This is a genomic window from Eggerthella sp. BIOML-A1 (assembly GCF_009875595.1).
Classification (GTDB): Bacteria; Actinomycetota; Coriobacteriia; order Coriobacteriales; family Eggerthellaceae; genus Eggerthella; species Eggerthella lenta.
The window spans coordinates 374467-386935 of sequence record NZ_WWRZ01000006.1; the positions used below are offsets into that span (position 1 = coordinate 374467).

11 protein-coding genes are annotated in these 12469 nt (G+C 68.3%); 10 read left to right on the forward strand and 1 reads right to left on the reverse strand.

Annotated elements, in window-relative coordinates:
- Nucleotides 1–340: 340 nt before the first annotated feature.
- The 3 genes from GT590_RS09650 to holA are packed head-to-tail and all read left to right on the forward strand — an operon-like array spanning nt 341 to nt 4351.
- The gene (locus tag GT590_RS09650; protein ID WP_114552399.1) at nt 341–1021 is read left to right on the forward strand and encodes a ComEA family DNA-binding protein; all 681 of its coding nucleotides are present in this window, start codon (nt 341–343) and stop codon (nt 1019–1021) included.
- Nucleotides 1009–3363 (forward strand): DNA internalization-related competence protein ComEC/Rec2, encoded by a 2355-nt coding sequence (locus GT590_RS09655; RefSeq protein WP_227791225.1) that lies wholly within the window; start codon nt 1009–1011, stop codon nt 3361–3363. The genes GT590_RS09650 and GT590_RS09655 overlap by 13 nt, the downstream gene beginning before the upstream one ends.
- A gap of 10 nt (nt 3364–3373) precedes the next feature.
- The gene (holA, locus tag GT590_RS09660) at nt 3374–4351 is read left to right on the forward strand and encodes a DNA polymerase III subunit delta (protein WP_009307069.1); all 978 of its coding nucleotides are present in this window, start codon (nt 3374–3376) and stop codon (nt 4349–4351) included.
- A 180-nt stretch (nt 4352–4531) separates the two neighbouring features.
- Here the strand turns inward: holA and rpsT are convergent, their stop codons facing one another.
- Nucleotides 4532–5035: a 30S ribosomal protein S20 gene (gene rpsT / locus GT590_RS14690; RefSeq protein ID WP_035585248.1), complete on the reverse strand. Its 504-nt coding sequence runs from the start codon at nt 5033–5035 to the stop codon at nt 4532–4534.
- Between the two features lie 386 nt (nt 5036–5421).
- On the opposite strand from rpsT, the gene GT590_RS09670 reads away from it, so the two are divergent.
- The 7 genes from GT590_RS09670 to dnaJ all read left to right on the forward strand — a co-directional run bounded on the left by GT590_RS09670 (nt 5422) and on the right by dnaJ (nt 12465).
- Nucleotides 5422–5871 (forward strand): hypothetical protein, encoded by a 450-nt coding sequence (locus GT590_RS09670; RefSeq protein WP_021409384.1) that lies wholly within the window; start codon nt 5422–5424, stop codon nt 5869–5871.
- A 100-nt stretch (nt 5872–5971) separates the two neighbouring features.
- The gene (gene lepA / locus GT590_RS09675; RefSeq protein ID WP_009608598.1) at nt 5972–7777 is read left to right on the forward strand and encodes a translation elongation factor 4; all 1806 of its coding nucleotides are present in this window, start codon (nt 5972–5974) and stop codon (nt 7775–7777) included.
- Nucleotides 7778–7795: 18 nt separating this feature from the next.
- Entirely contained in the window at nt 7796–7990 is a 195-nt protein-coding gene (locus GT590_RS09680; RefSeq protein WP_009307065.1) for a hypothetical protein, read from the forward strand.
- Between the two features lie 4 nt (nt 7991–7994).
- Nucleotides 7995–8987, forward strand: coding sequence for a tRNA dihydrouridine synthase DusB (gene dusB, locus GT590_RS09685; protein ID WP_009608682.1), 993 nt, complete (start codon nt 7995–7997; stop codon nt 8985–8987).
- 14 nt (nt 8988–9001) lie between these two features.
- Nucleotides 9002–10114: a radical SAM family heme chaperone HemW gene (gene hemW, locus GT590_RS09690; protein ID WP_009608643.1), complete on the forward strand. Its 1113-nt coding sequence runs from the start codon at nt 9002–9004 to the stop codon at nt 10112–10114.
- Nucleotides 10115–10197: 83 nt separating this feature from the next.
- Nucleotides 10198–11268 carry a heat-inducible transcriptional repressor HrcA gene (hrcA, locus tag GT590_RS09695; RefSeq protein ID WP_009608692.1) on the forward strand — a complete coding sequence of 357 codons (1071 nt, stop codon included), beginning with the start codon at nt 10198–10200 and terminating at the stop codon, nt 11266–11268.
- A 57-nt stretch (nt 11269–11325) separates the two neighbouring features.
- Nucleotides 11326–12465, forward strand: coding sequence for a molecular chaperone DnaJ (dnaJ, locus tag GT590_RS09700; protein WP_009608625.1), 1140 nt, complete (start codon nt 11326–11328; stop codon nt 12463–12465).
- The last annotated feature ends 4 nt before the right edge of the window (nt 12466–12469 follow it).

Sequence of the window (12469 nt, forward strand, 5' to 3'; positions counted from 1 at the left end):
CCGCGGCTGGCACCGCACGGGATCCTTCGACTCCGCGCTGCGCGCTCCGCTCAGGATGACGACCTGCGGTGCCCCGATCAGGATGACGGGCCCAGCGCAGCTTGTATTCGAGCTGACGAGAAGCGGGGTACTCCTCGCGCGCGATATGCGCGTGGGATTCGTTGGCGCGGCAGGTGGAAACCGCGTTGGATCGGCATCGACGACGTGTGGAATCGGCGTTGGAAACGCGTGGAAGGTGCGCTGGAAAACGCGGCGCGTTTCGCTGGATCTGCGCCATCGGCGCGTGAGTCGGGGTTGCTATCATGGAAGGGGAGGAATCGGCGACGGACGAGGGGGCGGCATGGGGTTTGCGGAGCAGGCGGAGTCGTGGCGGGCGAAGGCGCACCTGACCGGCGTGCGCCTGCCGGTGCTCGTGGGCGTGACGGCGCTCGCGGCCATCGTGCTCATCGCGGCGGGAGGAGCGCTGGTCAAGGCCGGAACGGCGGACGGCTTCTCGCTCTCTCGCGACGAGGGCGCGGCGACCTCCGACGGCGCCGACGAGGAAGGCGCCGCTTCCGGGGAGGCGCGAACCGTCTTCGTGCACGTGGGAGGCGCCGTGGTCGAACCGGGAGTGCGAGAGCTGGCGGAGGGCGCGCGGGTGCAGGACGCGGTGGACGCGGCCGGGGGGTTCGCCGACGGAGCCGCCCGCGACGCGCTCAACCTGGCACGCGTGCTCGCCGACGGCGAGCAGATCGTCGTGCCGTCGCAGGAGGAGGCCGTCTCGGAGCCGGGCGCGGCCGTGAACGGCGGCGATGCGGGTTCCGGGGCGGCTGCTTCGCCGACGGGCGGCAAGATCGACCTCAATCGGGCGACGGCGGCCGAGCTCGACGCGCTGCCGGGCGTGGGGCCGTCCACGGCGGAGAAGATCGTGGCCGACCGTGAGGCGAACGGCCCCTTCCGCACGGTGGAGGATCTCAAGCGCGTGTCCGGCATCGGGGACAAGAAGTTCGCCGATCTGGCCGATCTCGTATGCGTGGGATGAGGCGCGCCGCGCGGGGCAAACCGGTCGCGCTTCCTCCGCGCCCGGCGCTGCCGCCTGTGCTGGCCTGCGCGCTTTCGCTGTGGGCATCGTGCGCGGCGGTGCTGGCCGCATCCGGATCCTGGGATGCCGGCGCATGCCTCGCCGTCGGCACGGCCGGCATCGTCGCAAGCGTCGCATGCGCTTTCGCGCTATGGCGGCTACCGGCGCCGATCGCGTGGGCAGCGCTGCTGGGAGCCGCGCTCGGCATCGCGCTCGCAGGCGGGTGCGCGGCCGCGCAGCACGAGGCGCAGCTGCAAGGCGACGGCCTTTCGGGACGCTGGCGATTCGAAGTCGCAGCCGACGGCTCGCAGGGCCCTTATGGCGCAACGTGCTTCGCGCGCGCGAACCTTCCCGACATCGGAGCCGTTACGGTGCGGCTTAGGTTCGAGGAAGGCGAGGACCCTCCGCGTTACGGCGACGTGCTGGAGGCCGAAGCGACGCTCTCCGCGCCGGGCGGGTCGTCGGCGGCATACTGCTGGCGGCAGGGCGCGGTGCTCGAAGGCACGGCGCGCCGGGTCGTGAGCTGCGAGCGTGCCGACGCCCTCGGTATCTTGACAGGGCTTCGCAATCGCGCGATCGACCTGATCGCCGACGAGGGGACCGACGACGGGGCCGCGGTGCTCGCCGCGCTCGTGTGCGGATGGCGCGGCGCCCTCGAGGTAGGCGACGCGTACGCCGCCTACCAGACCAGCGGGCTCGCGCATCTCGTGGCGGTGTCGGGGGCGCACCTGTCCATCGTCGCCGGCTGCGCAGCCGCGCTCTTGCGTGCGCTGCGCGTTCCCCGGCGCGCCGGAGCCGTTCTGCAGGCGTCGTTTCTGCTGGGCTTCCTCGTGCTGGCGGCCGCGCCCCCGTCGGCCGTGCGCGCGGCCGTCATGGCGTTCGCCGGCATGTTCGCGTTCACGGCGCGGCGGCGGCCGGCGGCGCTCAGCGCGCTGGCCGTATGCATGATCGGCTGCATCGCGCTCGATCCGCGCACGGCGCTGGCGGTCTCGTTCGCGCTGTCGGCGCTCTCGACGCTCGGCATCGTACTGTTCGCAGGGCTTTTCCAGGCGTGGATCGCGCAGTGCTTCCAGCGCGCTCCGCGTCTGACGCGCGAGGCGCTCTCGCTTACCGCCGCTTCGAGCCTTGCGGCCGCGCCGCTCGCCGCATCGCTGTTCTCGCAGGTGCCGGTTGTGGCGCCGCTGGCCAACGTAGCGGCCGCGCCGCTGTTTCCCGTAGTCTGCGCCGGCGGGCTCGCGGCGGTGCTGGCATCCTTGGCCGTTCCTGCCGTCGCGCCGGCGTTGATCGGATTCGCGTCGATGGGCGCAGGCGCCCTCACTGCCGTCGTGCGCGCGCTCGCGATCGTCCCCTACGCGAGCCTGCCTGCGAGCGTGCCCCTCGCCGGGGCGCTTCTGGCGTCGGCGGCATGCGCGGCGGCGCTGTGGCTGGCGTGGCCGCGTCCGAGCCGTCGTCGCGCGTTCGGTCTGGTCGCGGCGGCGGCGTGCGTCATGATCGGGACGGTCGTCGTCGCCCCGCGCCTTTCGGGCGACGAGATCGTCATGCTGGACGTGGGGCAGGGCGACGCGTTCCTGGTGCGGAGCCGGGGGACGGCCGTCCTGATCGACACCGGCAACCAGGACAGGATGCTGCGCGAGGCGCTCGCGCGGCATGGAGCGTACCGCCTCGACGCGGTGGTGATCACCCACGGCGACGACGACCATAAAGGATCGCTCGCCTCGCTTGCGGGCGTCGTGGACGTGCGACGCGTGCTCGTCGCCCAGGACGCGCTCTCGTGCGGCTGCGAAGCGTGCGTCTCGCTCGTCGCCGACGCGCGCAAGCTCGCGGGCGACGGGGGAGTCGTCGGGCTTCGGCAGGGAGATGCGCTTCAGGTGGGCTCCTTCGACTTGCAGGCAGTGTGGCCCGAGCGGTTCTCCGACGAAGGGGGCAACGCCGACAGCCTGTGCCTTGTCGCCGATGCGGACATCGACGGCGACGGCGCATCCGACTGGCGTGCGCTTTTCACGGGAGACGCCGAGCGCGACCAGCTGCGCGCGCTCATCGACGAAGGGCTCGTGGACTCCGTCGACCTCTACAAGGTGGGCCATCACGGATCCAAGAACGCCCTCGACGACGAGGAGGCCGCCGTCCTTTCTCCTCGCATCGCGTTGGTCAGCGCAGGGGCGCGCAACCGCTACGGCCATCCGGCGCAGGACACGCTCGATCGGCTCGAGGCCGCGGGCGCACGCGTCTTCCGCACCGACGAGCAGGGAGATGTTTCGTGCAAATTGACCGTCGACCGGATCGAGGTGGAGACCCTGCGTTAGAATGAACGGCATGGCTACTCAAAAGAAACAAGAAGCTCCGCTGCTGCCCGTCTACCTTATCGTGGGCGAGGACGCGCTCAAGCGCGACACCGTGATGAAGCGCCTACGCGCGCGCCTGTCCTCGATGGGCGATCTGTCGTTCAACGCCGACGAGTTCGACGGCGAGACGGCGCAGGGCGGCGACATCGTCACGGCCTGCAACACCGTGCCGTTCGCGAGCCCCGTGCGTCTCGTGGAGGTGCGCGCGGCCGACAAGCTGAAGAAAGCCGATGCCGAACAGCTCGTGAGCTATCTCGGTTCGCCGAACGGCTCCACGGTGCTCGCGCTCGTCGCCGAGAAGCTGGCGAAGAACACGCGCCTGTACAAGGCCGTGGCCGCCTGCGGCAAGACGGCGGTTATCGATTGCGCACCGCTCAAGCGCTACGAGCTGCCCCGAACGGTGCGCTCGATGGCCGTGACCCACGGCGTCACGCTCACCGAGGGCGCAGCCGTCAAGCTCGTCGACCTCGTCGGCGAGGACACGGTGCATCTCGACAGCGAGCTCAAAAAGATCGCGCTCGCGCATCGCGGCACCGACGCGGTGAACGAGCACGAGATCGTCGACATGGTCAGCCGCACCGCCGAGGTGAAGCCTTGGGAGTTCGTCGACGCCTTTGCGGCGCGAGACGTGCGCAAGTGCCTGCTGTACCTGGGTCGTATGGATTCCGTGTCGCCCCACGCGCTGCTGGCCATGTGCACGACGCGTCTGCGCGAGCTTGTCTGCGCGCGCTCGATGGCCGATCGCGGCAATCCCCGCGGCGTGGCCGCGGCGCTCAAAGCGCCCGACTGGCGCGTGAAGAACCATGTCAACTGGGCCCGCGGCTTCACTGCCGCCGAACTGCGGCGCGCCATCATCTCTTCGCGTGACACCGAGCGCGCGATGAAGAGCGGCGCCGATCCCAGGAGCGCCTTCCTGGACTGGGTGCTGGCGGTGACGGCGAGGCGCTAGCGTTTCAGGTTGTCGTCAAAAATGCAAGCAGAACGCCAGCTCAGGATGACAGCGGGGACAATCCGCGGTTTCCGCTCAGGATAACAGCCCTCTAACGCGAAGGAGCCCCGGATTTCCGGGGCTCCTTCGCTCTTGATATGCGGACGGATCGCAGGGCGAGTGCCGTATGCGCATGGATCGTTATTCGGCGGCAGCTTCCTCGGCGCCTTCGGCAGCCTCGGCCTTGGCGGCCTCTTCGGCTTCCTTGGCCTTGCGCTTCTGAGCGGCGGCCTCTTCCTTGAGCTGCTTCTCGCGGCGCTTGGCCTTCTCTTCGGAAGCGGCCTTCATCTCGGCGAGACGGGCGGCCTTGCGCTCGGCCTTCTTGGAGCCGGTCTTCTGCTCCTTCTTGGCCGGCTTCACGTAGGCGGCGCGATCGGCGTCGGTGGCAACCGTGTTGGCCAGGGCCATGATGCCGCTCTTGCGGTTCGCAGCCTGGTTCTTGTGGATGACGCCCTTCGAGGCGGCCTTGTCCATCAGGCGGCACGCGGCGCACGCGGCGGCGTAGGCCTCGGCGCCGTTGCCGGCGGCGACGGCGTCCTTCACGCGACGGGTCGCGGTCTTGAGCTCGCTTTTGACCGCGCGGTTGCGCATGCGGGACTTCTCGTTGGTGATGATGCGCTTCTTCTGGCTTTTGATGTTCGCCATGGGTGATGTTCCTCCAATTTGCAAAACCTGTCTGATACCGTGCGTTTCCGGCGATGCGGAGCGTTTGGCGATCTCGAGAGTCGCAACTGCACGGTGACGACAGCCTCGCATGCGATCCCCTTCGGGGGAACCATGGCGCGCCCGCGCAGGCGGGCAGCCTCGATGCATGGTGAAACAGGCGGGATTTCTCTGTTTCGCGGACCAATCGGTCACCGGCACGTACGAATCTTGAAGCGCAGCCACGTCTGCAGATCGGCGATGAAACCATCGCGCGAACGTATTTGCCGGATACACAATGCGATAGAATAGCAAACGTTGAGCGCTTTTTCACGCACAAATGCAAAATCGCGCACGTTTCTCCATCAACCTGGGAAAAGGAGTCTGCCATGCACCGTTGCGACTTTCGCTTGCCCGTCCGCGTACTGGCCGCCGCCGCGCTGCCCCTCATGGGCGCTGCGACCCTCGCAGGATGCTCCGGCGCGTCCCAGCATCAGGTGATCGACCGGAACGTCGCCTGCTCCTCATGCCATTCCGACGAGAAGCCCGTCTACGAAGGAGCGACGGTGCCCTCGGAAACCGTTGAGAGCGGGTCGCGGGTGCAGGTCAAGACATCGGGAGCCGCGGTTGCCGTTGTCGCGCGACCCGTGTTCACTGCCGAGGACGGCTCGGGTTTCGTGCCTGTGATCGATTCGTCCGTCGCCTTGGACGGGGGAGAGGCGGTCGTGGAGCTGGAGGACGGCCTCTGGGCGCTGTGCCTGGACGAGGGCGACAAGGCTCGCGCCAAGCTCGTGCGCGTCGATTCCGCGAGCGATGCGACCGCTGTCGTGGAACTGTAGCGCGCGAACCCTGTCCGCAGCGCGCGAATAGGGTAGAATAGGCTCCGTTTTCCCGAAGCGCCCGCATGCGTGCGAGCGCGCGTCATTTGAAAGACAGGCTATGACCACCGATCCGAACTTCATCCGCAACTTCTCCATCATCGCGCACATCGACCATGGCAAGTCGACGCTGTCCGACCGCGTCCTCGAGCTCACGGGCACGGTGGCCAGCCGCGACATGCAGGCCCAGCTGCTCGACAGCATGGACATCGAGCGCGAGCGCGGCATCACCATCAAAAGCCAGGCCGTGCGCGTGGACTACACGGCCGACGACGGCCAGACCTACCAGTTCAACCTCATCGATACGCCCGGCCACGTCGACTTCACCTACGAGGTGAGCCGAAGCCTCGCCGCGTGCGAGGGCGCCGTGCTCGTGGTGGACGCCACCCAGGGCGTGGAGGCGCAGACCGTGGCCAACGCCATGATGGCCATGAACGCGAACCTCGACATCATCCCGCTCATCAACAAGATAGACCTTCCCGCGGCCGAGCCCGACCGCGTGCGCGAGGAGATCGAGGAGGGCCTGGCCATCCCCGCCGACGATGCGGTGCTCGCGTCCGGCAAAACGGGCGAGGGCGTGCACGATCTGCTGGAGGCCGTGGTGTACAACATTCCCGCGCCCGTCGGGGACGCCGACGCCCCCTTGCGCGCGCTCATCTTCGATTCGTACTTCGATCCGTACCGCGGCGTGGTGGCGCTCGTGCGCGTGGTGGACGGCGCCGTGAAGAAGGGCGACAGGGTGCTCATGATGGCCACCGGCACCGAGGTGCTGGTGGAAGAGGTGGGAGCGCGCCGCCCGGCCGAGACGCCGCTACCGGAGCTGTCGGTGGGCGAGGTGGGCTACCTGGTCACCGGCCTGAAGGACGTGCGCCAGGTGAAGGTGGGCGATACCATCACCGCCGTGCGCGGCGGCGTGGATGAGCCGCTGCCGGGATACCGCGACGCCAAGCCCATGGTGTACACGGGCCTGTTCCCCCTCGACGGCGACCAGTACGAGCCTCTGAAGGAGGCGCTGGAGAAGCTGTCGCTCAACGACCCGGCGCTGGCCTGGGAGCCGGAGAAGTCGCACGCGCTGGGCTTCGGCTTCCGCGTGGGCTTCTTGGGCCTGCTGCACATGGAAGTCATCAAGGAACGCCTCGAGCGCGAGTTCGGCCTCGACCTTCTGGCAACGGCGCCCAGCGTGGAGTACCACGTGTACCGCCAGGGCGGCGAGATGATCTCGCTGCACTCGCCCCAGGAGATGCCCGACCCCGGCGAGATCGAGCGCATCGAGGAACCCTATCTCAAGGCGAAGATCCTCATTCCGCCCGACTACGTGGGCGCGGTCATGGAGCTGACCACGGCACGGCGCGGCACCTTCGTCACCATGAACTATCTGTCTCCCACGACGGTGGAGATGCTGTGGGAGATCCCGTTGTCGGAGCTTATCATGGACTATTTCGATAAGCTTAAGTCGAACACGAAGGGCTACGCCTCGCTCGACTACGACTTCGACGACTACAAGCCCTCGAAGCTGGTGAAGCTGGACATACTGCTTTCGGGCAAGCCCATCGACGCGCTGTCGTTCATCGTGCACAAGGACAAGGCGTACGATCGCGGACGCGTGCTGACGGAGAAACTCAAGGAGATCATTCCGCGCCAGATGTTCGAGGTGCCCATCCAGGCAGCCATCGGCGGGCGCGTGCTGGCGCGCGAGACGGTGAAGGCGAAGCGCAAGGACGTGCTGGCGAAGTGCTACGGCGGCGACATCAGCCGCAAGCGCAAGCTGCTGGAAAAGCAGAAGGCCGGCAAGAAGCGCATGAAGAACATCGGCAACGTGGAAGTTCCGCAGGAGGCGTTCATGGCCATCCTGAAGGTGGACGACTGATGCAGATAGGTTGAGAGCATGGCACGCAAAGACGATTTCGATTGGCTGGACGACCCGTTCGACGAGAAGAAGGCCGCGAAGGACGAGATGCGCGCCGCCACGTCGGGCGGCACCAAGCTCGCGCTGGGCTGCGGCTGTTTGATCGCCGTCGTGGGCATCGTCGTGCTGCTGGGGTTCGTCTTGGTCAACATGGCCGAGATCATGGCTTCGTAGCGCCATGGAGGATATGCACGCGTTCTTCCGGAGCCGCCGTCTGCTGCTCGCCCCCATGGCGGGCGTGAGCGACGAGGCGTTCCGCACGCTCTGCCGCGAGCAGGGCGCCGACCTCACCTACACCGAGATGGTGTCGGCCAAGGGTCTTTCCTACGCGAACGAGAAGACGCGGCATCTGCTGCGCCTCGCGCCGGGGGAGGACCAGGTGGCCGTGCAGCTGTTCGGCCACGAGCCCGACACGATGGCCGCCCAAGCTGCGTGGATCGAGCGCGAGATGGGGCAGTCGCTGGCCTACCTCGACATCAACATGGGCTGTCCGGCCAGAAAGATCGTGTCGAAGGGCGACGGCTCGGCGCTCATGAAGGATCCGGCGCTGGCCGCCTCCATCGTGCGCGCGGTGCGCGCAGCGGTGAGCCGCCCCGTCACGGTGAAGTTCCGTCGAGGGTGGGCCGAGGGCGACGAAACCGCCCCCGAGTTCGCTCGGAGGATGGAGGACGCGGGCGCCTGCGCCATAGCCGTGCACGGGCGCTATGCCGAGCAGCTGTACCGCGGGCGCGCCGAGTGGGGCGCTATCGCGCGGGTGAAGGAGGCCGTGAGCGTGCCCGTCGTGGGCAACGGCGACGTGAGAAGCGGCGCCGACGCCGTGGCCATCACGGAGCGCACCGGCTGCGACGCCGTGATGATCGCGCGTGCCGCCGAGGGAAACCCTTGGCTGTTCGCCCAGGCCAAGGCTGCGCTTGCGGGTGAGCCGGAGCCTGACGGGCCAACCGTGGAAGAGCGCATCGCGCTCGCGCGCCGCCACGCGCGGCTGCTCAGCGCGCGTGAAGGCAGGAACATCGTGCGCATGCGCAAGCACGCCATGTGGTACCTGGCGGGCCTTCCCGGCGCCGCCGCCGCGCGCGGCAAGATCAACGGCTGCGTGTCCGTGGAGGATTTCGACGAAGTGTTCGACGAGCTGCTGGCGTGCGCGCGCGAGCATGCCGCCGCCCACGAGTGAGGGGAGGGACGCCCATGCCGCACGATCCGTACAAGGCGCTGTACCTGCATCTTCCGTTCTGCGTGAAGCGGTGCGCCTACTGCGACTTCGCCACGGCGGCCGTGCCCGCCGGCGCGCCCGAAATCGAAGCGTACGTGGAGGATCTCAGCCTTCAGATCCGCCGCAAGGCTAAGGAGGGCGAGCTGGGGGCGGTCGAGACGGTGTACCTCGGCGGCGGCACGCCCAGCCATGTGGGGCTGGCGGGCCTGTCGATGCTGCTGTACACGCTGTCGCTGTCGATGCACCTCACCGACGAGGTAGAATGCACGATGGAGGCGAATCCCGAGAGCCTCACCGAGCGTATGGTGCGCGACATCTGGGCGCTCGGCGTGAACCGTCTGTCCATCGGCGTGCAGAGCTTCGACGACGACGTTCTGCGCACGCTCGGCCGCGCGCATTCCTCCGATGACGCCCGCCGCGCCATCGAGGCGGCGCGCACCCGGTTCGAGAACGTGAGCGTCGATCTCATGTGCGGCATCCCCGGCCAGAGCGCGGAGAGCTTCGAGGCGAGCGCGCGCGAGGCCGTGCGCCTCGGCGCGACGCACGTGAGCGTGTACCCGCTCACCGTCGAGCCGCACACGCCCTTCGACGCCGCGGTGCTGGCGGGCGAGCTGGAGGAGCCCGACGACGACGTGGAGGCCGCGCACATGCAGATCGCCGCGCGCGTGCTGGATTCGGAGGGCTTCGAGCGCTACGAGGTGGCCAGCTACGCCCGCCCCGGCTTTGCATGCCGCCACAACATCGCGTACTGGACGGGCGTGCCCTACCTGGGTCTCGGCCGTTCGGCCGCCACGATGACGCAGAACGCGCAGCGTCGCATGCGGGTGAAGGACGGCCAGGTGACCGACGACCTCGACTCGCGCCAGATGGTCGCCGAGGACCTCATGCTGGGCATGCGCATGACCGCGGGCGTGTCCGACGAGCACGCCGCCCGCGCCGCGGAGTTGCTGCCCGAGGCGACGACGGTGCTGGCCGACTTGGAGCGGCAGGGGCTCGTCGAGCACGAAGGCGGCCGCTGGCGGCCCACCGAGCGCGGTTGGCTCTGCGGCAACGAGCTGTACGGCGCCCTGTTCGATCTGGCCGACTGACACGCGCGCTCCTTGTGCGTCTCCCGTCGAGTTTCTCCATAATTTCCGCCTGTTGTTAGCACTCTCGGCTTTCGGCTGCTAATATGATGCGTTACTATGGTTCAGGTAAGCCGACTGGCGAGAGAGGTAGGTGGAGGAGCGTGCTTTCGGATCGAAGGCAACGGGTGCTGAGCGCCCTCATCGAAGAATACGTCGCGCGCGCCCTACCCGTGGGGTCGCGCACGTTGACGGAGCGCTACCAGTTGGGCGTCAGCCCGGCCACGGTGCGCAACGAGCTGTCCGTCCTCGAGGACGGCGGCTACATCACGCAGCCGCACACGTCCGCCGGGCGCATTCCGACCGACTTCGGCTACCGTGCGTTCGTCGACAACCTGCTGGCGTCCGATCTTGCCGGCGACGACGAGCGCTACCGGCCTGTGGTGGACCAGCTGCGCCGCAGCGCAAGCGAGCTGGACGCGCTTCTGGAGCAGACGTCGTCGGCTCTCACGCGCCTTACCGACTGCCTGTCCATCGTGCTGGCTCCGTCGGTGCTGAACCTGCACATCAAGCAGCTGTCCCTCATCTCGCTGTCGCCGTACCGCGCCCTCGTGGTGTTGGTCACCGAGGACGGCCAGGTGTTCAACCGCCAGATGGACTTCGCCGAGGAGGTGTCGCCCGACGAGCTGGCGCGCGTGCAGCGCTTCCTCGCCGAGGTGATGGGCGGCAAGTCGCTGCAGGAGATCGAGGACGGCCTGGGCGAGGGCATGGCGGAGGCGTTCCGCGACCCGCTCGTGCGCATGGCGTTGGACGAGGTGCTGTCGTGCTTGCAGGAAGGCGACGCGTCGCGCACGCATCGCCTCGGCGTGAGCTCGCTTCTGACGAAGCCCGAGTTCAGCCAGTCCCAGGCGCTGCTGCCCGTCATGCAGGTGCTCGAGGACGACACGGTGCTGCTGCAGATCCTCGACGACGCCGCCCGGCAGGGCTCGGGCGCGCCCAGCGTGCGCATCGGGCGCGAGAACGACGCGGCCGCGCTGGCGGGCGTGTCGGTGGTGGCCAGCCGCTACGGGCGAGGCGCGTCGGCGGGGGTCGTCGCCGTGGTGGGTCCCACGCGCATGGATTATTCCAAGGTTATACAGGCGGTGCGCATCGCAAGCGCGGCGCTGGAGGACGTGTAAACGACATGGGAGGCGGCGCGTCCTGCGCCGTCTATGAGGAAAGGTAACGAGCGTACAATGGCGAAGGATCTGTACGAAGTTCTGGGCGTGTCCCGCGAGGCGACCGAAGACGAGATCAAGAAGGCGTTCCGTCGGCGCGCGCGCGAGCTTCACCCGGACGTGAACAAGGCGCCCGATGCCGAGGACCAGTTCAAAGAGCTGAACGAGGCCTACGACGTGCTGTCCGACGCGCAGAAGCGCAGCGCATACGATCGCTTCGGCACGGTTCCCGGCGCGGCCGGCGGCGGCAGCCCCTACGGAGGCGGCGGCTACGTCGACTTCGAGGACCTGTTCGGCGGCGGATTCGGCATGGGCGACATCTTCAGCTCCTTCTTCGGCGGGCAGGCCGCCGGCCGCGCGCCTATGCGCAAGGAAGGTCGTGACATGGGCGTGGGCCTGCGCCTGACGCTGGAGGAAGTGGCCGCGGGCGCCAAGAAGGAGATCGTGTACGATCGCCTGGCGCCGTGCCCCGACTGCGAAGGGTCGGGCCTCGGCCCCGACGGCCGCGAGATCACCTGCCCCGATTGCCACGGCCAAGGCCGCGTGGTCACCATCCAGCACACCTTCCTCGGCGACATGCAGACGGCCACCACGTGCAAGACCTGCGGCGGCACCGGCCACACCATCGAGAACCCGTGCCCCGAGTGCGAGGGGCAGGGCCGCGTGCCCGACCGCCAGCGCGTTACCGTCGAGGTGCCCGTGGGCATTCGCGACGCCCAGCAGCTGCGCCTGTCCGGTTTCGGCGAGGCCGGCATGCACGGCGCCCGCCCGGGCGACCTCATCGTTACGTGCCGCATCCAGCCGCACGAGTTCTTCGAGCGCGACGGCGACAACCTGCATGCGCGCGCGAACGTTTCCATCGTACAGGCCACCCTCGGCGCCGAGATCGAGATCGACGGCATCTTCGAGGACGAGAAGGTGCAGGTGCGCATTCCCGAAGGCTGCCAGAACGAGCAGGTGGTTCGCGTGAAGGGCTTCGGCATGCCGAAGTTCCGCAGCGAGTCGCGCGGCGACATGTACGTGCACGTGAACGTCGTGGTGCCCAAGAAGGTGACGAAGAAGCAGCGCGAGCTGCTGGAGAAGCTGGCCGAGGAGCTGGGCGAGGACGTGGCCGACGAGCGCACCCCGCTTCAGAAGCTCCGCGACGCGTTCAACTAGCGGG